The 25,787-nt window shown below is 63.5% G+C and carries 28 protein-coding genes; 21 read left to right on the top strand and 7 right to left on the bottom strand.

The annotated features are described in order from the left end of the window. Nucleotides 1-3 precede the first annotated feature (3 nt). Nucleotides 4-1,062 (bottom strand): NAD(P)-dependent alcohol dehydrogenase, encoded by a 1,059-nt coding sequence (locus EZI54_RS17240; protein ID WP_131483165.1) that lies wholly within the window; start codon nt 1,060-1,062, stop codon nt 4-6. Between the two features lie 202 nt (nt 1,063-1,264). Between EZI54_RS17240 and EZI54_RS17235 the strand changes: the two genes are divergently transcribed. From EZI54_RS17235 to EZI54_RS17185, 11 genes are all read left to right on the top strand, one after another. After that, nucleotides 1,265-1,522, top strand: a complete 258-nt coding sequence (locus tag EZI54_RS17235; RefSeq protein ID WP_131483123.1) for a hypothetical protein — start codon at nt 1,265-1,267, stop codon at nt 1,520-1,522. Between the two features lie 357 nt (nt 1,523-1,879). After that, nucleotides 1,880-3,331 (top strand): carbohydrate porin, encoded by a 1,452-nt coding sequence (locus EZI54_RS17230; RefSeq protein WP_423227007.1) that lies wholly within the window; start codon nt 1,880-1,882, stop codon nt 3,329-3,331. Between the two features lie 195 nt (nt 3,332-3,526). After that, the gene (locus EZI54_RS17225; RefSeq protein WP_131483121.1) at nt 3,527-4,798 is read left to right on the top strand and encodes an ABC transporter substrate-binding protein; all 1,272 of its coding nucleotides are present in this window, start codon (nt 3,527-3,529) and stop codon (nt 4,796-4,798) included. Nucleotides 4,799-4,897: 99 nt separating this feature from the next. Then, complete coding sequence (locus tag EZI54_RS17220) at nt 4,898-5,821, top strand: carbohydrate ABC transporter permease (protein WP_131483164.1); 924 nt, start codon at nt 4,898-4,900, stop codon at nt 5,819-5,821. A gap of 14 nt (nt 5,822-5,835) precedes the next feature. After that, nucleotides 5,836-6,678, top strand: coding sequence for a carbohydrate ABC transporter permease (locus EZI54_RS17215; RefSeq protein ID WP_131483163.1), 843 nt, complete (start codon nt 5,836-5,838; stop codon nt 6,676-6,678). Between the two features lie 18 nt (nt 6,679-6,696). Continuing rightward, a complete protein-coding gene (locus EZI54_RS17210; RefSeq protein ID WP_131483120.1) occupies nt 6,697-8,313 on the top strand; it encodes an alpha-glucosidase in 1,617 nt (538 codons plus the stop codon). A 34-nt stretch (nt 8,314-8,347) separates the two neighbouring features. Next, entirely contained in the window at nt 8,348-9,496 is a 1,149-nt protein-coding gene (locus EZI54_RS17205) for an ABC transporter ATP-binding protein (RefSeq protein WP_131483119.1), read from the top strand. Continuing rightward, nucleotides 9,493-10,566 carry a LacI family DNA-binding transcriptional regulator gene (locus EZI54_RS17200; protein WP_131483118.1) on the top strand — a complete coding sequence of 358 codons (1,074 nt, stop codon included), beginning with the start codon at nt 9,493-9,495 and terminating at the stop codon, nt 10,564-10,566. The genes EZI54_RS17205 and EZI54_RS17200 overlap by 4 nt, the downstream gene beginning before the upstream one ends. 112 nt (nt 10,567-10,678) lie before the next feature. Beyond that, the gene (locus EZI54_RS17195; RefSeq protein ID WP_131483117.1) at nt 10,679-11,800 is read left to right on the top strand and encodes a diguanylate cyclase; all 1,122 of its coding nucleotides are present in this window, start codon (nt 10,679-10,681) and stop codon (nt 11,798-11,800) included. Nucleotides 11,801-11,905: 105 nt separating this feature from the next. Further along, nucleotides 11,906-12,595: an SDR family oxidoreductase gene (locus EZI54_RS17190; RefSeq protein WP_131483116.1), complete on the top strand. Its 690-nt coding sequence runs from the start codon at nt 11,906-11,908 to the stop codon at nt 12,593-12,595. Nucleotides 12,596-12,677: 82 nt separating this feature from the next. Continuing rightward, nucleotides 12,678-13,205: a C40 family peptidase gene (locus tag EZI54_RS17185; RefSeq protein ID WP_131483115.1), complete on the top strand. Its 528-nt coding sequence runs from the start codon at nt 12,678-12,680 to the stop codon at nt 13,203-13,205. Here EZI54_RS17185 and EZI54_RS17180 read toward each other — a convergent pair whose 3' ends face one another. Continuing rightward, nucleotides 13,206-14,609: an SLC13 family permease gene (locus tag EZI54_RS17180; RefSeq protein ID WP_131483114.1), complete on the bottom strand. Its 1,404-nt coding sequence runs from the start codon at nt 14,607-14,609 to the stop codon at nt 13,206-13,208. Between the two features lie 73 nt (nt 14,610-14,682). Between EZI54_RS17180 and EZI54_RS17175 the strand changes: the two genes are divergently transcribed. Genes EZI54_RS17175 through EZI54_RS17165 form a run of 3 tightly spaced genes read left to right on the top strand, consistent with a single transcriptional unit; the run spans nt 14,683 to nt 15,693 of the window. Further along, nucleotides 14,683-15,126 (top strand): AraC family ligand binding domain-containing protein, encoded by a 444-nt coding sequence (locus EZI54_RS17175; protein WP_131483113.1) that lies wholly within the window; start codon nt 14,683-14,685, stop codon nt 15,124-15,126. Beyond that, nucleotides 15,099-15,482, top strand: coding sequence for a helix-turn-helix domain-containing protein (locus tag EZI54_RS17170; RefSeq protein ID WP_165495780.1), 384 nt, complete (start codon nt 15,099-15,101; stop codon nt 15,480-15,482). The genes EZI54_RS17175 and EZI54_RS17170 overlap by 28 nt, the downstream gene beginning before the upstream one ends. A 7-nt stretch (nt 15,483-15,489) precedes the next feature. After that, nucleotides 15,490-15,693: a hypothetical protein gene (locus EZI54_RS17165; RefSeq protein WP_131483111.1), complete on the top strand. Its 204-nt coding sequence runs from the start codon at nt 15,490-15,492 to the stop codon at nt 15,691-15,693. Nucleotides 15,694-15,911: 218 nt separating this feature from the next. On the opposite strand, the gene EZI54_RS17160 is transcribed toward EZI54_RS17165, so the two are convergent. Both EZI54_RS17160 and EZI54_RS17155 read right to left on the bottom strand, forming a co-directional pair. Then, the gene (locus EZI54_RS17160; protein WP_131483110.1) at nt 15,912-16,787 is read right to left on the bottom strand and encodes a complex I NDUFA9 subunit family protein; all 876 of its coding nucleotides are present in this window, start codon (nt 16,785-16,787) and stop codon (nt 15,912-15,914) included. Nucleotides 16,788-16,916: 129 nt separating this feature from the next. Beyond that, nucleotides 16,917-18,020: a diguanylate cyclase gene (locus EZI54_RS17155; RefSeq protein ID WP_131483109.1), complete on the bottom strand. Its 1,104-nt coding sequence runs from the start codon at nt 18,018-18,020 to the stop codon at nt 16,917-16,919. A gap of 198 nt (nt 18,021-18,218) precedes the next feature. On the opposite strand from EZI54_RS17155, the gene EZI54_RS17150 reads away from it, so the two are divergent. Both EZI54_RS17150 and EZI54_RS17145 read left to right on the top strand, forming a co-directional pair. After that, nucleotides 18,219-18,596: a SpoIIAA family protein gene (locus EZI54_RS17150; protein WP_131483108.1), complete on the top strand. Its 378-nt coding sequence runs from the start codon at nt 18,219-18,221 to the stop codon at nt 18,594-18,596. Nucleotides 18,597-18,638: 42 nt separating this feature from the next. Beyond that, nucleotides 18,639-19,319, top strand: coding sequence for a DUF4336 domain-containing protein (locus tag EZI54_RS17145; RefSeq protein WP_131483107.1), 681 nt, complete (start codon nt 18,639-18,641; stop codon nt 19,317-19,319). On the opposite strand, the gene EZI54_RS17140 is transcribed toward EZI54_RS17145, so the two are convergent. Then, nucleotides 19,291-20,169: an eIF2B alpha/beta/delta subunit family protein gene (locus EZI54_RS17140; protein ID WP_131483106.1), complete on the bottom strand. Its 879-nt coding sequence runs from the start codon at nt 20,167-20,169 to the stop codon at nt 19,291-19,293. The genes EZI54_RS17145 and EZI54_RS17140 overlap by 29 nt on opposite strands. Before the next feature lie 74 nt (nt 20,170-20,243). Here EZI54_RS17140 and EZI54_RS17135 point away from each other — a divergent pair, with 74 nt between their 5' ends. The 5 genes from EZI54_RS17135 to EZI54_RS17115 all read left to right on the top strand — a co-directional run bounded on the left by EZI54_RS17135 (nt 20,244) and on the right by EZI54_RS17115 (nt 24,150). Beyond that, on the top strand, nt 20,244-20,615 hold the full coding sequence (locus tag EZI54_RS17135) for a thiol-disulfide oxidoreductase DCC family protein (RefSeq protein WP_131483105.1): 372 nt from the start codon (nt 20,244-20,246) through the stop codon (nt 20,613-20,615). Nucleotides 20,616-20,677: 62 nt separating this feature from the next. After that, nucleotides 20,678-21,217: a DUF2058 domain-containing protein gene (locus EZI54_RS17130; protein ID WP_131483104.1), complete on the top strand. Its 540-nt coding sequence runs from the start codon at nt 20,678-20,680 to the stop codon at nt 21,215-21,217. 282 nt (nt 21,218-21,499) lie between these two features. Beyond that, complete coding sequence (locus tag EZI54_RS17125) at nt 21,500-22,024, top strand: MarR family transcriptional regulator (protein WP_131483103.1); 525 nt, start codon at nt 21,500-21,502, stop codon at nt 22,022-22,024. Next, on the top strand, nt 22,021-23,085 hold the full coding sequence (locus EZI54_RS17120; RefSeq protein WP_131483102.1) for an HlyD family secretion protein: 1,065 nt from the start codon (nt 22,021-22,023) through the stop codon (nt 23,083-23,085). Before EZI54_RS17125 ends, EZI54_RS17120 begins: the two co-directional genes overlap by 4 nt. Before the next feature lie 9 nt (nt 23,086-23,094). Next, complete coding sequence (locus tag EZI54_RS17115) at nt 23,095-24,150, top strand: DUF2955 domain-containing protein (RefSeq protein ID WP_131483101.1); 1,056 nt, start codon at nt 23,095-23,097, stop codon at nt 24,148-24,150. A 99-nt stretch (nt 24,151-24,249) separates the two neighbouring features. Here EZI54_RS17115 and EZI54_RS17110 read toward each other — a convergent pair whose 3' ends face one another. Together EZI54_RS17110 and EZI54_RS24845 are read right to left on the bottom strand one after the other, a co-directional pair. Then, nucleotides 24,250-25,554, bottom strand: coding sequence for a WD40 repeat domain-containing protein (locus EZI54_RS17110; RefSeq protein WP_131483100.1), 1,305 nt, complete (start codon nt 25,552-25,554; stop codon nt 24,250-24,252). Continuing rightward, nucleotides 25,551-25,787 (bottom strand): hypothetical protein (locus tag EZI54_RS24845; protein WP_207389253.1); only part of this gene is annotated, 237 nt, incomplete at its 5' end. The genes EZI54_RS24845 and EZI54_RS17110, both read right to left, overlap by 4 nt.

Below are 25,787 nucleotides of genomic sequence, written 5' to 3'. Positions count from 1 at the left end.
GGATCACATGACCAGAACCGGCTTGATCACCCGCCCCGCCGCGGCATCGGCCTGGGCCGTGTTGATGGCGTCAAACGGGTAGCGGGTGATCAGCCGGTCGATGGGGAAGCTGCCGGCGCGGTACCAGTCGATCATCTGCGGGATAAACCGTTGGGGATCGGCGTCGCCCTGGATCACCGACAGGCCGGTCTGGCCGTCCTTGAGTCCGCCGCCGTAGCCGCCGGTGAGATAGGCGACAGCACCGCCGTGGGCAAGCCAGTCCGGAATGGCCCGGAAAATCCCGCTGTCCCCGGCGCTGTCGATCAGGCCATCGACGCCGCGAGGGAAGGCGGCGGCGATACCGCCGGCCAGCGCCTGCTCGGGGCTGAGGGCGTCATCGGCTCCCAGCTCCAGTGCCAGTGAGCGCCGTTGCGCCACCGGCTCCACCACCACGATGGGACGGGCTCCGGTACGCCGGGCGGCCATCAGGGCACCGAGTCCCACCGCGCCGGCACCCACGATGACCAGGCTCTGGCGCGGGGCCACGGCCAGGGAATGGACCACTGTGCCGGCTCCGGTCTGCAGGCCGCAGCCCAGCGGGGCCAGGTGTTCGAGCGGCAGGTCCGGATCCACCTTCACCGTATTACGGGCGTTGGCCAGTGCGTGCGTGGCGAATGACGACTGCCCGAAGAAATGCCCGCTCACCCCGTCACTCAGGGCCTGGCTGCCATCGAGCCGGGCGCCGGCAAAATTGGCCGCCATGAAGGCGTCGCAATCGGCCGGAGCCCCGTTGTTGCAGGCTGCGCAGTCGCCACAGCTGGCAAAGCTCAGGACCACATGGTCACCGGGTTCCACAGTGGTCACGTCCTTGTCCACCCGTTCGACAATGCCGGCGCCTTCGTGCCCCAGGACGGTCGGTGTGGCGCAACTGGCCGCCATATCGATGTCGGTGTGACAGATGCCGCAGGCGACGATCCGCACCAGGACCTCGTCCTCGCGTGGCGCCTCCAGGGATAGCGAGGCCAGTCGAAAGGGATGGCCGCCATCGCCGGCAACGGCCGCGCAAATCGGGACTGAATGCATGCTGCCTCCTGCCAGGACACGGTGTTTCCAGTCTGGCGCGCCGTGCCGGTCGAAGGCCAGTGCCGACAGTGACGACAGAGCGGGAGTGAGCAGATGGTCACGTCCGGTTAATGTCGTCTTCATGCCGCGAGGTTGTCCCGGGCGGCCGTCATCCTGTACAGCTGTGGGTGAGACGACAGTGACCGACCCAATGGAGGTGAACATGGCTGCGCAGTCCGAATGGAAATCCCTGCGCGAGGAATATGAGGCCGCCTGGAACCGGTATCAGGCCGTGGCAGACCGGGTGTATGGCGCCTATGAGGATCTGGACGGTGGCGTCCAGGATCAGACGCCGGCCAATGAGGACCTGTCCGAGTTACAGGAAGCCTGGAAGGCCCTTGAGAACGCCCGCGATCGGCTCAATGAGCGTACGAACGAACTGCACGAACGCCATATGAATTCGGGGAAGTCGATCTCGTAACGCGCCGTCCGGGTCGCTATTGAATGGTTTGAACGCCCTGCGGTCCGGGCCGCCGAATCATACCGGCACCGTCGGAAGGCGGGATCTGAGTGACCAGGAAAACAGACGGTGTGTCGGCGTCCCATACCTGCAAACTGCAATTAAGTTGAAATTAAGTAACATCAAGGGTTGTCGATCGACCTCTCCGGCATTTATTTTGGTAATGACTTAAAGCTTTAAGTTCTCGCGGTTCGACGGAATCGGGCGATACAGGCTGGATTCCGTTTTTTTTGGCTGCGCTCTTAAAGCATTAAGTCAACCAATAAAGACCTTTAAAGCCTTACAACAACAAGATGAGGTGTATTCATGTCTCTCGTTATGACTCGGAGCCGGAACCTGGCTCTCGTTTCAGGGTTTTTCCTGCTGACGTCGGTACCCGCTGCTCTTGCGGCCGAAGAGGCCAGTCTTGAAGAGCGGGTGGAAGCGCTCGAACAACAATTGATCGAGGCGCAACAGCGAGCCCAGGATGCCGAATCCGGTGCCCGCGAAGAACGCATGGAGCAATTCGCGCGACATATGGAGGGTGAAGAGGGCTTCTCGTTCAACGGCTATGCGCGTTCCGGACTGGATATTGGCGAGAACGGCAAGAGCGCCCCGGGCGATCCCTACCTGACCCCCGCCGGCTCCGTGGGTGGTGCGGTCGGCCGACTGGGTAACGAGGACAACACCTACGTCGAGGCGACCCTCAATTACCTTCAGCGCTTTGAGAACGGTGCAAAATCCCACTACCGCGTCATGCTGGCCGACTATAGCCAGTCGTCCAACGACTGGACCGCAGCGGACTCCCAACTGAACGTACGGCAGGTCTATGTGGAGTTCAGCGATTTACCGGCGTTTACCGGGGCGTTTGAGAACGCCTCCATCTGGGCCGGTAAGCGATTTGACCGGGATAACTTCGATTTCCACTGGCTCGACAGCGACTTCGTGTTCCTGGCTGGCACCGGTGCCGGCGTGTACGACATTGCATTCAACGATGCCTGGAAGATGAACCTGTCGCTCTATGGTCGCAGTTTTTCCGAGTTCCCGACCGACACCAACGTGGAGCCGGAAACCGACAGTACCGATAACCTGGTGCTGACGGCGAATAACTACTTCGGCCCCGTCCAGTGGATGATCAGCGGCATGTCTGCGGCTGATAACAGTGAGCGTGTCGTTGCCGGCAGCCAGAATGTCGCGGACAAGGGTGTCCACACCATGCTGGCTTACCACGGCGACAGCTTCTTCGGGCTGAGCGAGGGCAACTTCAAGGTGGCCCTGATGGCCGGTGAGGGGCTGGGCGCCGAAGTCAAGAACATCGGTTCCGACGGCAACCTGAACGAGGATGCCGTCTCCACCCGCTTTGGGGTCTACGGCACCACGTATATCAGTGACAACTGGCGGATAGCGCCCATGATCCTCGCGGAAACCAGCCAGGATCGCTACGTCAAGGGCGACGAATACAACTGGTTGACGGCCAACGTACGCCTGGCCGACGAGATCAATACCAACTTCGAAATGCAGTACGAGACCACTTGGCAAACCATGGATCTCAAACCACAGCAGTACGCCGGTCGCAGCGATGCCCAGGGGCACTACGCCAAGGTGACCGTGGCACCGACGTTCAAGCCCCAGGTCGGGGGCTTCTGGAATCGCCCGGAAATCCGCGCTTTCGCCACGTACTCCACCTGGAGTGACGAGCTCAATGATTATGCCGAAACGGATGCCTTCGGCCAGGACGATTTCACCGGCGGTCAGTGGACCTTCGGTGTCCAGGCTGAAACCTGGTTCTGAGCCCGCGGGACTGGAAGTTCACCTGTAAATTTAAGTTAAATTTAAGTGGATCTGGCGGTTGCGGGGCTGCCCCGCTTTCTCTAACTTTACTGGTGGACTTAAAGCATTAAGGAGCCTCTGATGAACGCCTCGATCAGAGGCTCCCAAGGTGCACCAGATCCGGCGAACCCGACAACAACAAAATGAGGTTCAATAATGTTTACACGAGTTTGTAAGACCGTCCTGAGTGTGATGGCTGCCGTACTTTGGGGTACCGCATCGGTACAGGCGGCGACTGTCACGATCTCCTGTGGCGCCGTGGGCGCCGAGCGACAGCTCTGCGAGCAGGGCACCCAGGCCTGGGCCGAGAAGACCGGCAACCAGGTCAAGGTGGTCTCCACGCCGAATTCCTCCACCGAACGCCTTTCCCTCTACCAGCAGTTGCTGGCCGCCCAGTCGGGCGATGTGGATGTGTTCCAGATCGACGTCATCTGGCCCGGCATGCTGGCGGACAACTTCATCGACCTGAGCAAGTACAGCAACGGCGCCGAGAAAGAGCACTTCCAGTCCCTGGTGCGTAACGACACGGTCGACGGCCGCCTGGTGGCCATGCCCTGGTTCACCGACGCCGGTGTGCTCTATTACCGCAAGGACCTGCTGGAGAAATACGACCAGCCGGTGCCGGAAACCTGGGCGCAGCTGACCGATGTGGCCAAGACGGTCCAGGCCGGCGAACGCAAGGCCGGCAACGACAAGATGTGGGGGTTCGTCTGGCAGGGCCGGGCCTACGAGGGGCTGACCTGTGACGCGCTGGAATGGCTGGCCAGCTACAACGCCGGCACCATCGTCGATCGCGACGGCAAGGTCACGGTGGATAACCCGCAGGCGGTGAAAGCCCTGGAAATGGCGCACAGCTGGATCGATACTATCTCGCCCGTGAGTGTCCTCAACTACACCGAGGAAGAAGCCCGCGGTGTGTTCCAGTCCGGTAATGCGGTGTTCATGCGCAACTGGCCCTACGCCTGGTCGCTGGCCCAGAGCGCCGACAGCCCGGTCAAGGGCAAGGTGGGCGTGGTGGCCCTGCCCAAGGGCGGTGAGGACGGTCGTCATGCCGGTACCCTGGGTGGCTGGCAGTTGGCGGTCTCCAAGTATTCCGCGCACCCCGAAGTGGCGGCGGACCTGGTGATGTACCTCACCAGCTACAAAGAGCAGAAACGTCGCGCCATCGAAGGCAGCTACAACCCGACCCGTCCGGAGCTCTACAAGGACGAGGAAGTCCTGGCCAAGGTGCCGTTCTTCGGCGATCTGTTCGAAACCTTCAAGAACGGCGTGCCGCGCCCGTCCTCGGCCACCGGCGACAAGTATGGCCGGGTGAGCAACGCCTTCTATAACGCGGTGCACAGTGTGCTTTCCGGTGAAAGCTCGGCCGAGGACGCCCTGGGCAGCCTCGATCATCAACTGAACCGTCTGGGCCGGCGCGGCTGGTAAGCGCGCCGCTCCCCGTCGATCGAGGTCGCCATGGCTCTGTCCAAAACCGATCCGGCTGCCACGCAGCCGGTTACAACCGCGCCGGCCGGGGATCGGGTAATGCCCCGCCGGCAGGGCCGGGTCAGCCGCCAGCGGGTGCGCGCTGCCTGGTTGTTCCTGATCCCCATGCTGGTGGTGCTGGCCGGTGTGGCCGGCTGGCCGCTGCTGCGCACCATCTGGTTCTCACTCACCGATGCCAGCTTCTCCGACCTGAGCAGCTACCACTTCATCGGGCTGGAAAACTACCTGGTCTATGACGACGGCGCCTGGTACGGCGTGCTGGCAGACCCGGTGTGGTGGCACGCGGTCTGGAACACCGTCTTCTTCACCGTGGTGTCGGTGAGCCTGGAGACCGTTTTTGGCCTGGTTATCGCCCTGACCCTGAACATGCAGTTTCGCGGACGCGGCTGGGTAAGGGCGGCGACCCTGGTGCCCTGGGCCATTCCCACCATCGTCTCCGCCAAGATGTGGGGCTGGATGCTCCACGACCAGTTCGGGATCATCAACCACCTGCTGCTGGGTATGGGGGTGATCGACGCGCCGCTGAACTGGACCGCCAACCCGGACCTGTCCATGTGGGCGGTGATCATGGTGGACGTATGGAAAACCACGCCGTTCATGGCCCTGCTGGCGCTGGCGGCGCTGCAGATGCTGCCGTCGGACTGCTACGAGGCGGCGAAGGTGGATGGCATCAACCCGGTGAGGGTGTTCTTCCGGGTGACCCTGCCGCTGATCACGCCGGCGCTGATGGTGGCGATCATCTTCCGGGTGCTGGATGCCCTGCGGGTGTTCGACGTGATCTACGTGCTGACGTCCAACAGCGAGGACACCATGTCCATGTCCGTCTACGCCCGCCAGCAACTGGTGCAGTTCCAGGACGTGGGCTACGGCTCGGCGGCATCGACCGTGCTGTTCCTGATCATCGCCCTGCTGAGCATTACCTACCTTTACCTGGGCCGCAAACAGATCGGAGGTGACGCATGAGCGCCAAACCTGTGCTGAGTCGCCGCCAGTTGAAACGCTATGTGGGCAAGGTTGCTTTCCTCTTCCTGATCGTGGCGATCCTGCTGTTCACCGTATTCCCGTTCTATTACGCGATCCTGACCTCGTTCAAGAGCGGCTCGGAGCTGTTCACCGTGGACTACTGGATCCACTCGCTGAACTTCGGCAACTACACGTCGGTGCTCGGCCAACAGTCGTTCCTGGACAGTATCTGGAATTCGGTGCTGGTGTCGTCCATGACAGTGCTGATCGCCATGCTGCTGGGCGTCACTGCCGCCTATGCCCTGGGCCGGGTGCGCTTTCGCGGACGCGGGCCGATCCTGATGATCGTGCTGGGTGTGTCGATGTTCCCGCAGGTGGCGGTGCTGTCCGGCCTGTTCGAAGTCATCCGGGCGATGAACCTGTACAACAACCCCTGGTCGCTGGTGTTTTCCTACACCATCTTCACCCTGCCGTTCACGGTGTGGGTGCTGACCACCTTCATGCGGCAACTGCCCAAGGAACTGGAAGAGGCGGCCATCGTCGACGGCGCCTCGCCGGTGGTGACCCTGTTCAAGGTGTTCGTCCCGTTGATGGGCCCTGCCATGGCCACCACCGGCCTGCTGGCGTTCATCGCCGCCTGGAACGAGTTCCTGTTCGCCCTGACCTTCACCCTGACCAACGACCAGCGCACGGTGCCCGTGGCGATTGCCCTGATTACCGGTGGTTCCCAGCACGAATTGCCCTGGGGCACCCTGATGGCCGCCTCGGTGATCGTCACGGTGCCGCTGATCGTGCTGGTCCTGATTTTCCAACGACGCATCGTCTCCGGCCTGACGGCGGGTGCGGTGAAAGGCTGATTCTAGGAGTCCCGATTTATGACCCAAGCACGACCCTGGTGGAAAGGCGGACTGATCTACCAGATCTATCCCCGTAGCTTTATGGACAGCGACGGGGACGGCATTGGCGACCTGAAGGGGGTGATGTCGCGCCTGCCCTACGTGGCCTCGCTGGGGGTGGATGCCATCTGGCTGTCGCCGTTTTTCCTCTCGCCGATGAAGGATTTCGGCTACGACGTCTCCGACTACCGGGCGGTGGACCCCATGTTCGGTACCCTGGACGACTTCCGGGCGCTGACGGCCGAGGCCCACCGGTTGGGGCTCCAGGTGATGATCGACCAGGTGCTGTCCCACACCTCCGACCAGCACCCCTGGTTTGCTGAGAGCCGGGCCAGCCGCGACAACCCGAAGGCAGACTGGTTCGTCTGGGCCGATCCACGTCCCGACGGCACGCCGCCCAACAACTGGCTGTCGATCTTCGGCGGCAGTGCCTGGGCCTGGGATGCCCGGCGCGGCCAGTATTACCTGCACAACTTCCTGGTCAGCCAGCCAGACCTGAATTTCCACAACCCGGATGTGCGCCAGGCCCACCTGGACAACATGCGCTTCTGGCTCGACCTGGGCGTCAACGGGTTCCGCCTGGACACGGTCAACTTCTACGTCCACAACCGCTCACTGGCGGATAACCCGGCGGTGCCGGCGGGCGAGAAGAAAACGGTGGTGGCCAAGGGTGTGAACCCCTACACCTACCAGCGCCACGTCAACGACCTGAGCCAGCCGGAGAACCTCGACTTCCTCAGCGACATGCGGGCGCTGATGGACAGCTACCCGGACACCACGCTGGTGGGCGAAATCGGCGACGACAGGCCGCTTGAGCGCATGGCCGAGTACACCGCCGGCGACCAGCGCCTGCACATGGCCTACTCGTTCGACCTGATGACGGACAGCTTCAGCCCGGAGTACATCCGTGACGTGGTGCGGAATTACGAGAACGGGATCGGCGACGGCTGGCCTTGTTGGGCGTTGAGCAACCACGACGTGGTGCGGGTGGTCAGTCGCTGGAGTCGCGGCGACGAAGACCCGCAGGCCTATCCGCCGGTGTTGATGGCGCTGCTGCTGTCCCTGCGTGGCAGTGTCTGCATCTACCAGGGCGAGGAACTGGGCCTGCCGGAAGCGGATGTGCCGTTCGAACGCCTGCAGGATCCCTATGGCATCAACTTCTGGCCGGAATTCCGCGGTCGCGACGGTTGCCGCACGCCCATGATCTGGACGCCCACGGAAAAAGCCGATTTCACGACCGGCGAGCCCTGGCTGCCGATCGATCGCGATCACCTGGAGTACGCGGTCAGCGTCCAGGAGGAGCACAGCGATTCCATCCTCAGCCGCATGCGCACGCTGATCCAATGGCGCCAGCAGCAGCCGGCGTTGTGCGGCGGCGAACTGGAACTGGTGGAAGGCACCGGCGACGTCCTGTGCTGGATCCGCCGTCACCCTGAACAGACCCTGCTGGTGGCGATCAATATCACCGGTGAGGCCCAGTCCCTGGACTGGTCGGGCCGGGACCTGCGGCCTGTTGACGGCCATGGATTCCGCGGCCGGTTGCACGACGGCACCATTGAGCTGCCGCCGTACCAGGCCTTCTACGCCGAACTCTGAAACAGGGCGCGCACGACGCCCGGGAGCATTGAACATGGCTTGTGTGGAACTGAAAAACATCACCAAGACGTTTGGCAACGAGGAAATCATCCACCAGATCGACCTGCGGGTGGAGGATGGTGAATTCGTGGTATTCGTCGGCCCCTCCGGCTGCGGCAAATCGACCCTGCTGCGACTGATCGCCGGACTGGAGGAAATCACCGACGGCACCCTGGAGATCGACGGCGAGATCGTCAACGAGCTGTCGCCCAAGGAGCGCGGTGTGGGCATGGTGTTCCAGTCCTACGCGCTCTACCCGCACATGAACGTCTTCGAGAACATCGCGTTCGGCCTCAAGCTGGGCAGCGGAGCGGGTAAGGAGAAAATCCGCGAATGGGTGCAGAAGACCGCCGACGTGCTGCAGTTGGGCGAGCTGCTGCACCGCAAGCCGCGGGAGCTGTCCGGCGGCCAGCGCCAGCGGGTGGCCATCGGCCGGGCGATGGCGCGGGAACCCCGCATCATGCTGTTTGATGAGCCGCTGTCGAACCTGGACGCCAGTCTGCGGGTGCAGATGCGCAACGAAATCGCCAAGCTGCACAACCGGCTGCAGTCCACCATGATCTACGTGACCCACGACCAGGTGGAAGCCATGACCCTGGCGGACAAGATCGTGGTTCTCAACAAGGGGCACATCGAGCAGGTGGGCTCGCCCTTCGACCTCTATGAGAACCCGGAGAGCCTGTTCGTGGCGGGCTTTATCGGCTCGCCCAAGATGAACCTGCTGCCCGGTACCCTGGCAAAACCCGGTGCGGACACCAGCGAGGTGGCACTGGACGGTATTGGCCCCGCCCGCTGCGCGTGCGATAGTTCGCGGCTGGAGGCGGGCGCGACGGTGACCCTGGGCATACGTCCGGAACACCTGCAGTTGCGCAAGCCAGGCCCCGACGATACCCCGCTGGAGGTGATGAACGTGGAATACCTGGGCAACGAGGCCTATGTCTACCTGGACGTGCCCGGCGCCAGCCAGCCCCTGGTGGTACGCCAGCCGGTGCCCTGTCCGGTGGTTCCGGGGCAGTCACTGGTGCCGGTGATCAGCGTCGACAGCGCACACCTGTTTGACGACAACGGTCAGGTGCTGCGCCGGACCCGGGCCCCGGCGGCCAATGAGGTTGGGGACGCCCAGTTGGAAGGCGCCCAGGGATGACGGCCAGGGGCGTACCGCCGCGCCCGGACGGGGAGCGGCTGACCGTCAAGCGTATGGCGGAGCTGCTCAACGTCTCGACCGCCACCATCTCCAATGCCTTCAACCGGCCGGACCAGCTGTCCGAAGCGCGCCGGCGCTGGATCCTGGACGAGTGCAAGCGGCTCGGTTACATGGGCCCCAACGCCGCGGCCCGCAGCCTGCGCACCGGGCGGACCGGCAATGTCGGCGTGATGCTGGCGGACAACCTGGCCTACTCCCTGACCGATCCGGTGGCCAGTGAATTCCTGCATGGGCTGGCCGAGGTCTTCGACCAGAACCGGATGAACATGCTGCTGCTGTCCAGTCAGGATCCGGACAGCGAATACCGCAGCCACCTGCAGGAAGCGATGGTGGACGGTTTTATCATCTACGGCTGGCTGTCCAAGGGCCGCACCTACGACCGGCTTCTGCAACAGGGAAAACCCATGGTGGCGGTGGATTTCGACCTGGAAGGCTGTACCTGGGTCAACATCGACAACTACGAAGGCGCACGCACCAGTGCCGAACACGCCCTGAAAACGCCGCCGCAGCGGGTCAGCATCCTTGGGCTGCGTCTGGTGGCCTCGGATCGCGTCTGCCGCATCGAAGACCGGGAACTGTTCCGCGAGCAGCGGGCGGTCTCGGTGCGACGTCTGAGCGGCTATCTCGATGCCCTGCATGCTGCCGGCCACGATGTTCCTCCCGAGCGTATCTGGTCCACCCCCACCAACGATCATCCCGACGCCTATCAGGCCGCCTGGGAGGCCCTCAATACCGGGCAGCGGCCGGATCTGCTGCTGTGCATGAGTGACCGGCTGGCGCTGGCGGCCATCCAGGTGGCACTGCAGATGAAGCTGCGCATCCCCGAGGACCTGCGCATTGTCGGCTTCGACGGTATTCCCGAAGGCAACACCCTGCACCCGTCGCTCACTACGGTCTACCAGCAGAGCGCTGAGAAGGGGCGGATGGCGGCGCGCCTGTTCCTGGGGGAGGAGCAGGACCGCAATGTGCTGATTCCCACCCGTCTGCTGGTGCGCGAAAGCTGCCCCTGAGGAACTGTTGGGGGATATCATTGCATGACAGTCTGGACATGTTGGTGGTCGTTGGCGCGTGAGGATCGTACATCTGACCTATAGTGTGTGAGTCTGGCTCACGAAGGTCTCTATGTACGCATCGATCAAAAAGCTCTGGTTGCGGGGTACCCTGGGTCGGCCGCCGCGACTGGCGCGACAGATTGCGCTGACGAACCAGATCGCCCTGTTCGGCGCCGTGGCCACGTTGCCCTACCAGCTGTTCTATCTGTTTTACGATATGGCCCTGTACTGGCCGGTTTTCTCCCTGAACATGCTCTTTATGGCGGGTTACCTGGCGGCTCTGGGGTTCAACTGGGGGCAGCGTCACACCTATTCCCGCAATCTCGTTCTGATCAATGCCTGCACCCAGATCCTGGTGGTGACCTATTTCATTGGCGCGGCGGCCGGTGTTCACCTCTTCTACTACGCCATTGGCAGCGTGCTTTCCCTGATTTTTATCCGCTACAGGGCTGGCATGCTGGCGTTGTTGCTGGGCGTGCTGGTGGTGCTGTTCCTGGTTTGCCAGTTTGCCTTTGCCGAGGCGGCGACGCCCGTGCCGGAGCCGCTGGTTCACTGGATGTTTGCCGTCAGCGTGGTCGGTGCCATGACCCTGAGTGGCAGCTTTTCGTACCTGTTCCGTAAGGAAATCGACCACGCCGAGGATCAACTGATCCAGTCCAACCGGGATCTGGAGAAGCTGAGCAGTACCGACAAGCTGACGGGGCTGGCAAACCGGCGTAGCCTGGACCGGTTCCTGAATCGCGAATGGAGCCGTTCGCACCAGGACCAGTTGCCGACGTCGATCCTGATGTGCGATGTCGACTGCTTCAAGAGCTACAACGACCATTACGGCCACCAGGCCGGCGACGAGTGTCTCCAGGCCATCGCCCAAGCCCTGACCGACGTGGTGCGACGCCCCACGGACCTGGTGACCCGCTACGGTGGCGAGGAGTTTGCCATCGTCCTGCCCATGACCCCCGAAACCGATGCCGGGGTGATTGCCGAACGGCTGCGTGCCCGGGTGGAATCGCTGGCGATACCCCATGCCCGTTCCGAGGTGGCGCCGGTCGTGACCATCAGCGTCGGATTGAGCACGTTGGCGCCCGCCGGAGAGCAACCGATGGAGCAGGTCCTGGCCCAGGCCGACAGCGCCCTGTATCGGGCCAAGCGCGAGGGCCGCAACCAGGTACGCCAGTACCGCGATGGCGACTGAACCCCCGCGGTGTGCGGAGCGGATGCCCCCCGTGGCGGGCTGCATTTACCGCAACGCCGGGTTATGGTGAGGTCTGAATCCCTAACGGTCTGTCAGGAGGTGCTTATGTCATTGTCGGGTCAATCCCTGGCCGGTAAACGCATTCTGGTCACCCAGGCGGATGACTTCATGGGGCCGGCGCTGTGTGAGGTGCTGGCCGAGCATGGCGCCACGGTGATCGATGACACCACACCCCTGTTGCCCACCGGAGCGGCGGCCAAGGTGGTCCGCGCCGCCGGTGATGTGGATGTGCTGGTGGCCAACCTGGCCATTGCCGCCCCCAGCACGCCGGTGGACGAAGTGACCCAGGATGAATGGCGCAACGTGTTCTCGGCGCTGGTCGATCCCCTGCCGCGGCTGGTGCAGGCGGTGCTGCCGGGCATGCTGGACCAGGGCCGCGGGAAGATCCTGGTCATGGGCAGTGCATCGGCCCTGCGCGGCATGAAGCGGGCCTCCACCTACAGCGCCGCCCGGGGAGCGCAGCTGGCGTACGTCCAGTCGGCGGGCGTCGAGCTGGCACGGCACAACATCCAGCTCAACGCGATCGCCCAGAACTTTGTGGATAACCCCACCTATTTCCCGCCGGATGTCCAGGCCAATCCCCGCTTCCAGGAACGGGTGCAACGGGAGGTGCCGCTGGGGCGTCTGGTCACGCCCCGCGAAGACGCCAGCCTGGCCGCCTATCTATGCAGCGAAGCGGCGGACTGCTTCGTCGGCCAGGTATTCCCGATAAGCGGCGGCTGGGTCACCCGGTGAGCCAACCGTAACCTGACAGCCAGGGAATTTGCTTATAAAGTAAACAGATACTCTTTCTTTTTCACGGGTTGGTTGTTCGAACATGGCCAGGATACTGTATTTCAGTCTGTTTGCCGGACGGTGCAGCGCCGTGCCGGCCCTGTTCTGGCTCGTGTTGGCCGCGTTGGGCCTGGAAGGCTGCGCCAGCAATACCTCCCTGCCGCGCGCCCCGGCCACGCCACCGGATACGGTCGCCACGTCGGACACTGCGGCCCGCCTGTGGCAGGTGTTCGAGCGCTACGAAGGCACCCCCTACCGCTATGGCGGTACCGACGGCGACGGCTTCGACTGCTCCGGTTTCATCATGACCGCCTACCGCGAGGGGCTGGACCGGCTGCTGCCGCGCACCACCGACCAGATGCTGGCGATGGGGGACGTGGTGCCGCTGAACCAGATCCGGCCCGGTGACCTGGTGTTCTTCCGCATCGAGGGCAAGGACCAGCACGCCGGCATCTACATGGGCGACGAGCGCTTTATCCATGCTTCCAGCTCGGTGGGTGTCACCGAGTCGCGCCTCGATGGCTACTACTGGCGGGATCGCTACAGCCAGGCCCGCCGCTTCGATCACTGATCAGCCAGCGGTGTTGAACAGACCCAGCAGTTGCCACCACAGGTAATCCAGCGGCGTCAGGATCAACAGGGCGATTACCGTCAATGGAACCGTGATTCTCAGCAGGCTGCGCACCGGCTCGTTGGCCAGTTGCATACCCACCAGCAGCGGGCCGGACTGGTACGGCAGCAGGATGGTGGAAAAGCCCACCACCTGGGTCATGATCACGGCCTCCAGGTTCATGCCGGTCAGATCCGACAGCTGTCCCGCCATGGGTGTCAGCACGGCCGGAACCCCCGGCAGCGTGGTCAGGATACCGGTGGTGAAGGCCATGCCCACGAGGGAGAAGAAGTTGCGGGCATCCGCACCGGGCGCCAGCGGCAGCCAGTCCTCCAGGGTGGCGGCCAGCACCTGGCCCAGGCCTGAACTGTTGACCACCGCACCCAGCCCCAGCACGCCGGCCACGAACAGCAGCACCGTGATGTTGAGCTGTTGGCCGACGCGGCGGTTGTCCACCAGTCCGACCTTCGGCAGCAGCAGGTAAATGGCGGCGCCCAGACCCACCCAGGCGGGGCTGACGCCGTGCCAGCTGTCGGTCAGCCACAGCGCCAGGGCCAGCAGCAGGATGACGGCCAGGTAGCGCTGCTGGCCGGTCATGCGGCCGATGGCGTCGCGGTGGTCCGGTGTGGCCGGCGCTACCGCCATGCGAGCGGGAAAGAAACGCAGGATCAGGCCCGCGATGATCAGGGCCTTGAGCGCGCCCAGGATGGGGAAATGCAGCAGCAGGTAATCGGTATAGCTGAAGTCGACACCGTAGATCGTGTTGGCGGCGCCCACCATCACCATATTGGGAATGTTGGCCGGCAGGATGGTAAAGGTCGGCACGTGACAGCCGAAGGTGACGGCCAGGGCGATGCCGGTGCGGCCCCGGCTGCCGGTTTCAAAGCCGCAGCGCTCGGCCAGTGCCAGGCCGACCGGCACCATCATCAGGATACGGCCCATGGACGACGGCATGACGAAACCCAGCAGCGTGCAGACCACCACCAGCCCCACGACCAGCCCGCGATAGCTGTGGCCCAGGTGCCGCCCCAGCAGCGCGGCCACCCGGTCGCCGAGGCCGGTGGAGCGAATCGCCATGCCGATCACCATGCCGGCAAAGATCAGCCACCAGGCCGAAGACGAGAACCCGGAGAAGATCTGCGCCGGCGTGGCCACCTCCAGCAACAGGGCCGCCAGGAAGAAAATCAGTGCGCTCAGGTACTCCGGCAGCACGCCGGTGGCCCAGAGCACCAGCGTCACCAGGACGATGCCCAGCGTGCGGGTCTGCCCGGCGCTGAGCGCGGCCGGCGGATGGAGCTGGATCAGAATCGCCAGGAGGACGGCGATGGCCACCAGGCCCTGGCTGAGATGACGCTTATCAAGCACGGCGTGACTCCTGTCGTGAAAGTGGCTCCATCATGGGTGTAAGCTCGTCATGTGAAAAGACGACAGACTGACAATGGATATCGCAAACACGACACAGCACGAACCCCAGGGCAAGGGACTCGTTGAGGATCCCCTCCGGCCGGTGCTTTGCCACGCGGCGGTCTACGGCAGCGACCGGACCGTCCGCTTCCACCACCATCCGCGGGCCCAACTGGCCTGGGCGGAGTCCGGCGTATTGCAGATCCGCACCGACAGCGGCGCCTGGGTGGTGCCGCCGACCCATGCGGTCTGGATCGCACCGCAACTGAACCATCAGGTCACCACCCACACGCCGGCCTCGGTCCGCTACCTCTATGTGGACGCCAGCGTCTGTGACGGCCTGCCGGAGCATTGCCAGGCGATGGAAATGACCGCGCTGCTGCGGGCCCTGATCCGGCGCATTATGGGGATGGATCTGGCCCGGCCGGTGCCGACAGCCGGCTGTTGCAGGTGGCGCTGGACGAGATCGGCCGCCTGACGCCCTCCCCCCTTTATCTGCCCGCCGGCCACGATCGTCGATTGCAGACCCTGATGCAGGTACTGGCGGAAAACCCGGCCGAAACCCGGCGGCTGGACGAACTGGCGCGCCGCTGCGGTGCCAGTCCGCGGACGATGGAAAGGCTGTTCCGCGCCGAGACCGGCATGAGCTTCCAGCAGTGGCGTACACGGTTGCGCCTGCTGGAGGCGATTAACCGGTTGGGAGAAGGGGAAAGCAGTGCCGCGGTGGCCTATTCACTGGGGTACCGCAGCAGTGCCTTCGTGGCGACCTTCCGGCGCCATTTCGGCAAGCCGCCGCAGAGCTTTATCCGGGAAAGTGACACACACGAGAGGTAGCCGCGACATGCTGGATCCGACAACCCTGTTTGTAGCCCTGATTTTCAGTTCGATCGGGCTGGGGTATTTCATCTATGGGCGCCGCCAACAGGACAAGCGGTATTTCTATACCGGGCTGGGGCTGATGTTCTATCCGTATGTGGTCAGTGCGGTGTGGCCGATGGTGGGCGTGGGGGTGGTGTTACTGGTGTTGCCCCGGTTTCTGCCCTGAGGCAGGAAAACGTCTGGAGGGGCGGTCGCATCGGGCCGGGAAGGCCGCTGTCGGCCCGCCCTTCCCGGTCCCGGTGCGGGCGGCGATCACGCATGACACCTGCCAATCCACAGAGCGGAGCCCAGCCATGAGCGACGCAATCGATGAGGTGCCCGACAACGCTTTCACCGAAACGGTGATCCAGGCCAAGCGGCCGGTACTGGCTGCTCCCTGCCCCCTCATCCGTCCTCAATGCCCCGTGGTTCGATGCCCAGATCGGCGAAGCCGGCGGCACCTTTTCCCACGACATTGTCGGCCTGCATCAGGATCAACTGGTCACGGGTCAGTGGCGGCGAACGCAGCACCGAGAGCAGGGCCGCCCCGGCAAACCACAGGCTGAACGGTACCGGCACCAGGGGCCGATGACGCCGCTGCTGGAACATGACGGCTTGCACCAGGCTCCGGTAACTCAACGTATCGGCACCCCCCAACTCGTACACCCGGCCGCCGGTGCCAGGCCCTTCGATGGCGATGATGGTCGCCCGGGCCACGTCATCCACATGGACCGGCTGCAGTCGGGTGTCGCCCCGGCCGAACAGGGGAACCACCGGCAGGCGTGAGAGCTTGGCCAGCGTGGCCAGCAGCCCCTGGCCATCGCCGAACAGGGCGCCGGGACGCAGCAGGGTGACGTTCGGGAATTCAGTGCGCACCGCCGCCTCACCGCGGCCCCGGGCGCTCACATAGCGGGATCGGGAGGCCGGATCGGGATTGAGTCCCGACAGATGGATCAGGCGCGGCACGCGCTGTTCCCGGCACCGGCGTGCCAGCAACGCCGCACCGGCGACGTGGATCGACTCGAACGTCAGGCTGGGCGGGTTCTCCACAAAGAGACTGACGGCGTTGACGACCGCATCGGCCCCGGCCAGGGCGGGATCGATGGAGGCCGGTTCCAGCAGGTCGGCGGCCCGGTACTCCACCCTGGGCGAGGACACCGGCAAGGTATCCGGGTGGCGGGCGACGATGCGCACGCGGTGACCGGCCAGCAGGGCCTCGCGCACGATGCGGGCGCCCAGGAAGCCGGTGCCGCCGAAGACAACAATCAGGGATTCACTCATGGCCCCAGGTTAGTGCCCGGGAGCGCCATGAATCCAGCCCTGCGCTCGCCGGATCCAGGTCGGTTACTATCTGGCGGACACTCATTGGTGAGGATGACGCTAGGGATCAGGCGGTGATCCGGGTTGCTGTTAACCCGTGTGGCTCAGGACATCCGCGCCGGTGTCATGCACGTCGCTGACGATGCGGTTGCGGCCCTGGTGCTTGGCCTCGTAGAGCCAGTGGTCGGCCCGTTTGATGGCGGCTTCCACGGATTCTCCGGGCCGCACGCTGACCAGGCCGAAACTCATGGTGACGTTGATGCGTTCGCCGTCGACCCGGGAATAGTGGCTGGCGAGCCGGTCGCGGAAGCGCTCCAGCGCCGCCAGGGCGGTTTCCCGGGTGGTGTCCGGGAAGGCGATCATGAACTCCTCCCCGCCCCAGCGGCACAGGCAGTCGGAACGCCGGAACCCGCCCAGCAGCGCAATGGCGATGTCCTCAAGTACCTGATCCCCGGCCTCGTGACCGTAGCGGTCGTTGACCGCCTTGAAGTGATCGATGTCCCCCATGGCGATGCAGTAGTTGCGGGCCAGGCGGTCGCTGGCGGCGAAGGTCTGGTGCAGGAAGTCATTGCCGAAACGGCGGTTGTACAGACCGGTCAGTTCGTCGCGGTTGGCGATCTCGGTCAGCCGCCGTTCCTGGGATTCGTTGATCTGGCGCACCATCACCACGGCCAGGATCAGGGGCAGGGCCGCGGCCATCACGTTGAAGAACAGCAGCAGCGGCAAATATTCCGCATAGGCGAAGCCATAGGGCAGGGCCGCGTAGCGCAGCTGCAGGTAGGCGAACAGGGCAATCAGGGTAAAGCCGATAACCGCGGCCTGCCTGGGCAGCATGCGCGGATTGATCACGGCCACGCAGGCCACCGGCCAGAGATAGTAGTGGAAACCGGCGGCGGCACCGAGGGTCGCGGTGGCCAGGAACGCGTGCCCGGCGATCTCCAGGCACATGAGATAGATGGCCGCAGCGTGCATGCCGGCCCGGTTCAGCCACAGCGAGACGGCCAGGACCAGGACGCTGAGGATGTTGAACAGGGCCAGCGTATCCGCACCAATGACGGTGAAGAGGCCGATGAATCCGGTATGGATGAGCGTACCGGCGATGGCCGTGATGTTCAGGACAACGTACTTGCGGTAGTTTTCGATGCGAACCCGGGCCGGCTTGCGACGCAGGCGGTAGACTTCAATGGCGGTCATTGACAACGCTGGCTCTGGTTGGGCCCATGTATAAGGCGCTCTTGTTTACCGGCAGTATAGCGCGATCGGGATCGAACGTGCCGCATCATCGTGGTCCCGGAAGGTGGGTATCCCGATGCGGGATTGTGGCGCTAGACTGGGACATGGAGGAATAGTTCCCCGGACCAACCGACAGCGCGGTTCTGCAGGGAGGTGACCATGTTGAAGGTGACACTGGATCGCGACGGTGGCATCGCCATCCTGGAGCCGGACCGGGCCCTGACCCGGGAGGATTTCCAGTATGCCGCGAACGTGATCGACCCTTATATCGAGGCGCATGATGCCCTGAAAGGCTTGCTGGTCCATGTGGATACGTTTCCCGGGTGGGCGTCCTTTGCCTCCATGTTGCATCATCTACGGTTCATCCGGGATCATCACCGCCATATCCGCCGGGTGGCGCTGGTCACCGACTCCGGCGTGGTCAACGCGGCGGAGACCCTCGGCAGCCACCTGGTGGCGGCAGCGATCCGGACATTTCCGGCCGATGCCATGGGCGAGGCCCGGCGCTGGCTGCTGGCGCCGGATAGCGGGGCCTGAACCGATCAGGGAATGGACCAGACGGAGCACTGGGAGGGAGCAATGGAGCAGCTTGCCGGAAATCTATGGGTCGTGGACGGCGAAACCGTGTCCTTCCATGGATTTCCATACACCACACGGATGACCCTGGTCCAACTGGCGGACGGCACGCTCTGGGTGCACAGTCCCGTCACCCTGACAAGGGCCCTGCGCTACCGGTTAAGCAGCCTGGGACCGGTGGCGCACCTGGTCGCCCCCAATCACCTGCATCACCTGTTCCTGCCGGAATGGATCGAGGCCTATCCCGAAGCAACGGTGTACGGCACGCGCCAGGTGATCGAAAAACGACCGGATATCCACTTCGATGAGGTTCTCGACGGCCGGCACCGGGAATCCTGGCGCCAGGAAATCGATGAAGTACTGTTCACCGGTTCGCGCCTGATGGAAGAGGCCGTGTTCTTCCACCGGCCCTCCGAAACGCTGATCGTCGCCGACCTGATCGAGAATTTTCCGCCGGGCCACTTCAACTGGTGGCAGAAGCCGATTGCGCGGCTGGCCGGCGTCCTGGCGCCGCATGGCAAGACGCCGCTGGACTGGCGGTTGAGCTTCAACCGACAGCAGGCCCGGGCCGGCCTGGCGAAGATCAAGGCGTGGACGCCGCGGCAGATCGTCATGGCCCACGGCGAGGTGGTCCGGGAAAAGGACAACCGGTTTCTCAACGAGTCGTTCGATTGGCTCCAGTGACGGCCGCGGCGTTGGGCTCCAGTCCGTTCTCGGTGACCCGGCCGCTGATCAGGGCCGCCGGAATCGGTTCGAAGTAGACATTGTGGATGCGGATATTCCGGTTGTCGATGGGGGCCAGCTCAGCGGGATCCATCTCCTCGAGGGTGACGGAAGCACGTGTCAGCGGGCTGTCGCGAAAACCGTCGGCCAGCACCCAGAAGGGTTTGCCCAGGTCCCGGGCTGCTAGGGCCTGCAGGTAAGTGCCGGTCTTGTTGAGGAAGTGATGGTCCGCCAGCCAGCAGTCGCAGCCGGTGAGGTTGAGGTCCACATGAGGCATGAATAATCCCATTTCGGCGTCGGTGATCAGGGTCACCGGGACACCCAGGTCGGCCAGTTCCGCAGCCACCTGCCGGCCCTCGTTGCCGGGGCCGCTGAGGGTGCACACAACGCTGAATGGCCGTTGCCGGTCCACCAGCGCCCGGAACAGCTGCATCACCGTACCGCTGCGGCTGTGGGTCATGATAACGGTGCCGGGCGACACCAGGTCGACCGCATGCCGGGCGGTATTCCGGCCGGCCTGGGACAGGTCGAGGTAAATGGCCTGGGTGGCGCCGCGGGCCTGGCGGCGCAGCTCGTCGCCGGTCAGCGTCAGGTCGATGGCGGCCAGCCAGCGGCGGATGGCGTTGCCCAGCGGCACCATGCTGGGCCGTGCTTCGGCCAGGGTGTCCGCCAATTCATTCAACTGGTCGACGGACGGATCCGGTCCGCTGGCGAGGTAGTCGTCCAGCCCGCGCAGGGCCTCGAGCGTCAGTTGAGAGGCACCTGAGGACTGGTCCTGTTCCAGCTGGACAATGAAAGCCGGCCGTTTCATGGTGGCTGCATCCTGTCACGTTTGGCACATCATTATACCCATCCTGAGGTCGGTTTGATGACATGCAAGAGGGAATGACGGACTGCAACGATACCCTTACCGTCTACTATGACGGCGCCTGTCCGCGCTGCCGGGCGGACCGGCGGCGCTATGAACGCTGGGCCGGCGAGACGGCGGATCGGGTTGTCTGGTACGACATCACCGGCCGCGAGTCGGAACTCCGGTCCCTGGGCATCGATCCGGACACCGCCCTGCGGGAGCTGCATGTGCGGGACCCGAATGGGCGTATCCATCGGGAACTGGAGGCCTATCGCCTGTTGATGGCGCGGGTGCCCCGTCTCAAGCCCCTGGCCTGGCTGATGGGACTGCCGCTGGTGCGGCCCCTGCTGTCCTGGTTGTACCGGCGTTGGGTGCTGCGCCGGCTGCATCGGCAGGGCCGGCTCTGACCATTGCCTCCGGTAGCCACCATTGTTGATAATGCCCGCATTGCAAGCGGAGAGAATGAATCATGGCGAAATCCCTGCAGGAACAGCTCCTCCAGGCCGGTCTGGCGGACGAGAAGAAAGCCCGCCAGGTGCGGCAGGAAAAGCGAAAGGCCCGCAAACAGAACAAACCGGCGGACGCCGAAGCCGCCGCCCGCAAGGCCGAGGTTGAAAAGGCGCGTGCGGAAAAAATCGAGCGGGACCGCGAGATCAACCGCCAGCGCCAGGAACAGCAGGCGCAACAGGCCCGCCAGGCCCAGATCCGGCAGATGGTCGATCAGCACGGCATCGCCCGTGACAGGGGCGAGACGCCCTACCAGTTCGTGGTGGGCACCAAGATCCACAAGATCTACGTCAGCGCCGAGCAGGCCGACAAGCTGGCCCGCGGCCGGCTGGCCATCGCGGTGCTGGGTGAGGACTTCCACCTGATCCCGGCGGATACCGCCAGCAAGATCCTGGAACGGGATGCCGAAATGCCCGTGATCCTGCACGATCCCAAGTCCGACCAGCCGGACGAGGACGACCCCTACAAGGATTACCAGATCCCCGACGATCTGATGTGGTAAGCCCGACCAGTTGATTCCCTGGGGCACGGTGCCCTTCCTCCAGCGCTGTGCCCGGGTCCCGCCATTGCCTGTATCAAACCGCCCCGCCTGCTCCTTCGATCCCCGCCAGAGTCCGTCACCGCGTGCCGAACGACCGGTGCTTTCGATGCCATAGGGAAATGCCCTTACGATATGTAGCTGGCTAAACAAATAAAGGGGCGTTAGAATGCGTTATACATTAGCTTGCTAACGACTGTATCCGCCGGCCCTTCTCTGCCTCCGGCGAATCAAGGAGCTGACCCCATGACTGATTCCAAATCGGGCGGCACAGAATCCGCCGGTCCGCTGACGTTATCGATTCACGACAGCCTTAAACCCTCTCTCGGTGGCGCACTGGGCCGGCTGCACCGCCTGTGGCGCCGGGCCATAACTGATGCCGTCTCACCCATGGCCATGACCGAGAGCCGCTGGTCGGTGATGGTGCACCTGTTCAAGCTCGGCGAAGGTGTCAGCCAGCAGAGCCTGGCCCGGGAACTGGAAATCGAGATGCCGTCGCTGACCCGCACCCTCAACCAGTTGGAGGACCAGGCGCTAATCGAGCGCCGCCCCGATCCCCATGACCGCCGGGCCCACACGCTCTGGTTCACCCCACGGGGCCGCGAGCTGGTCACGCAGATGGAAGCGCGCATCAAGGCGGTGCGGGCCGATATCTGCGAGGGCCTGACCGCGGAGCAACTGGACCAGTTCGCCCAGGTGATCACCGTCATGGAAAACAATGTCCGCCAACACCTGGCGGGTGCCAAACCGAAGGAGTCGTCCCCGTCATGACGCCGGATCAGAAATTCGCCCGGTGGGTCCACGTATCCCTGGTGGCCTTTGTTGTCCTGTTTGTCTACTTCCTGATGGCGGACCTGTGGTTGCCGCTGACGCCCCAGTCGCGGGTGATGCACACCGTGGTGCAGGTAGCGCCCCAGGTCAGTGGCCAGGTGGCTGAAGTTTATGTCCACAACAACCAGCACGTGAAAGCCGGCGAGGTGATGTTCACCCTCGATCAGCGGCCCTACCAACTGGCCCTGGACAAGGCGAAGCTGGTGCTGGAGAACGCCAGCGTGCAGAACGACCAGTACGATGCCTCGATTGCCTCGGCCGAAGCCAACCTGGCGGCGGCCCGCGCCCAGGCGGCGGAACTGTCCCGCGAGGCCTCCCGCATGAAGCACCTGATCAGGCAGGGCGGTGTGTCCCGCCAGCAGGCCGATCAGACCCTGTCCCAGTACGATGCGGCGCGGGCCAGGGTCAAGGCGGCCGAGGCCCAGGTGCAGCAGATGGAGGTCCAGCGGGGCCTGAGTGGCGAGTCCAACCTGCGACTGCGCCAGGCCCGCAACGCCCTCTCCCAGGCACAACTCAACCTCAGCTACACCGAGATCCGTGCCGAAGAGGATGGCGTGATTTCCAACCTGCAGGTGGAACCGGGCACCTACGCCAGGGCCGGTACCTCAATGGCCGCGCTGGTGGGCGACGAGGCGGACGTGATCGCCGATTTCCGTGAGAAGTCCCTGTCCCACGTCAGGCCCGGCGACGGCGCGGCGGTGGTGTTCGATGCCCTGCCGGGCGAGGTGTTTGAGGCCCGCGTCGACGCAGTGGATGCCGGCACCCGCCAGGGCCAGCTGGCTGCCGATGGCACCCTGGCGGCGCCCCAATCCACGGACCGTTGGGTGCGTGACGCCCAGCGCCAGCGGCTGCACCTGAGCCTGACGGAGAATCCGGAACTGCTTCAGTCACTGCCTTCCGGCGCCCGGGCCACGGTGCAGCTGTATCCGATCGGCGGCCCGGCGGCGTGGCTGGGGACCCTGCAGATCCACGCCGTCAGCCTGATGCACTACATCTACTGAGGTCTGCCCATGCCCCGTATCAAGCCGCTGCTGATGGTGCAGAAGCGGGAGATGAACGCCAACGACCTGCGCCAGTGCCTGCGCATCGCCTTCGGCGGCATCCTGGGCTTCCTCTACTGCAAGCTGACCCACAGCAGCTACGGCGCCTTCTATGTCGTCTATCCGATGCTGCTGCTGGGCATGGTGCCGGTCATCAACGGGCACATCCTGCGCCAGTTTGCCGCCAGCGCCGGTCTGGTGACCGTGGTGGTGCTGGTCCTGCATGGCCTGTTCGGCGACAAGCCGGTGCCGATGACGTTGCTGGTGGCCGGCCTCTTCGCGCTGCTGTTCCGGGAGATGGCGCGCGGCCCGAACCTGCTGTTCGGCGCCCAGTCCATCGTCGCCCTGTCCATGCAGTTCAACTTCGCCAGCTACCCCGGTGCGGACGTGGTGAACCTGGCGCTGTCCAACGGGGCCGCCACCCTGTTGACCGTCTTTATCGCCTGCCTGATGCACACGGCCTTTCCCGATGTGGAACCGCGTCAGCCCCGGCAGATGCCAGCGAAACCGGCCAGCAACCGGCGCCATGAGGTGATCCTGGCCACCACGGTGGCCACCCTGTCGTTCATTGCGTTCCAGGTGATGGACCTGCGCGGCTCCCTGTCGGCCCAGGTGGCCACTATCCTGATCCTGTTCCCGCTGAACTGGAAAGGCGCCGGACCGGCCGCCTGGAACCGGGCCATCGGTACCCTGGTGGGCTGTAACGTCGGCCTGCTGTTGCAGCTGCTGCTGTTCAACCACTTCAACATCCTGCCGCTGACCGCCTTCGGCCTGTGGCTGAGCCTGTTTATCTTCGCCCGGCTGCACACGCTGGAAGGCGGCCTGTCGGCCTCCGGCTTCAGCGGCCTAACCACCATGGCGATCCTGTTTGGCCAGTACCTGTCGCCCCAGCAGGACCTGATCTACAGCGACCTCTACCGGTTCAGCTCGTTGGCGGTTGGCGTGTCTGCGGCGCTGTCGGCGGTGTACCTGATGCACCACCTGCTGGATCGTTTCGAAAGCACACGGCTGCAGCCCTTGGTTTAGCGGCGCTGTGGCTGAGCGAGCATCTTTTCCCGTCTGCCAGAGGTTGTCGATAGCGGGGCCTTGCCGGACGGTGTCGAGAACATTGAGCGTGGTCAGCCCTTACTCCACCACCCAGGTCCGCTTCAGGGTCTGCTTCTCTCCATCAAAGTGATACACGCTGATGCCGCCGTCGTCGTTGTGACCAATCACCAGCACCCCGGCCTGGGGCGAGGTGGCAATGGCAGTATTGCGCGAGTAATGGGAGCCGTAAGTTACGAGTTCTGGGGATTCTCCGAGATCGAAATAGGCTTGGGGCCAGGGATTGCCGGTCTTGAACAGCGAGACGATGTGGCTGTTATTGCCAAACCGCAGGAAGTAGTCACTGTGGTCGATAAAGGTGTTGGCAAGAGTGATGTCTTGCGCCCCTGGAGGGGCATCGATGAGTCCACTGGTATCCCGGTTACGTGGGTCGCCCAATTCGTATCCCGTATTCTCGATGAAGATACCGCCGTAGTAACCGGCCATTCGATGTCTGATTTCCGGCTCATCGGTATTCCAGTAGAACGCCTTTCCCGACTCGTCGGAACCAACGACCCATTGCCCATCGGGGCTGAGGGTGGCGTGAGTCTTTGCGTCGAAGCCATTAAATTTGGCGACCGGGGAGCCGGTCTGAAGATCCCATAGAGCAACGTAGTTCAGGTTTTGATAGTCAGCATGTTTGGCATGTAGGGCTTCTATGGAACGGTAATAGGGTTTCTCGTAAGCCTTTGCCTCACCCCAGCCCGCGGTCAACAGGTGCTGGCCTTTGGTATCCATCGACAGGTTCAGCAGTTTGTGAAAACCGATGAATGCCTTGTCGTCCGGACCTTTCAGTATCCGGGTATTGCCGCTGGCATCCCGCTGATATAGCCCCCAATCCTGATCCGAGTAATAGTAGTGGCCCAGATCACGATCAATCAGATGGCCATAGGTTGCCACCGGGAGCTGGAACTGTTGTACACCGCTTCCATCCAGGTTTTGAACGTGTACGACGTTGTCCAGGCCCTGCCACATAATCTGGTGGCTGTCCGGGACGAAGGCGGCGCTGTAGATGTTGGCGTTGTCCTGGAGTTGGCGGTATTCGTGGGTTTTCAGGTTCCACAATACCAGGGCGTTATCGCGATGGGACGTCAGCGCATATTGGCCATCGTCGGAGACGTCCGCTGCCATCACCGGGCCAAAGGTGCAGCAGGACAGGCCCGAATAGGTCGCCAGAGCGCATCCGCTGGTGGTGGCTAGCATCGCCATACTGGCGATGAATGCGATGATTCGCTTCCACTGCCTGGTCCACTCGAGAGTTTTCAATCCGATTTCCGACCATGCCAGGATATGCATCGTGATATGGGGGTTACTTCTTCTGGAGGTAAGGTCGAGGATACTAATCATTTGCAGTACCGCCCAAAGCTCGAATTATTCAGTAGTCTTTCTTCCATAATTGCCCGTTTATAGCTTTGGATGAAGACCTCCTCGCTGGGAATATGCATCCCGGAATGGCTGAAGAGCCAGTCGCTTTGATCAACGAGAATTAGTTTCTGAGACTGGTACATATCAAAGAGAAAGGGGTCAAACCTCTCTTTCGATTGCCGATTAATCAACGGTTTGATGCCATCGTATCCAAG

It is taken from the genome of Marinobacter halodurans (genome assembly GCF_004327985.1).
Taxonomy (GTDB): Bacteria; Pseudomonadota; Gammaproteobacteria; order Pseudomonadales; family Oleiphilaceae; genus Marinobacter_A; species Marinobacter_A halodurans.
Note: the sequence above shows the minus strand (reverse complement) of the source record. Positions and strands in the feature narration are given on the sequence as shown.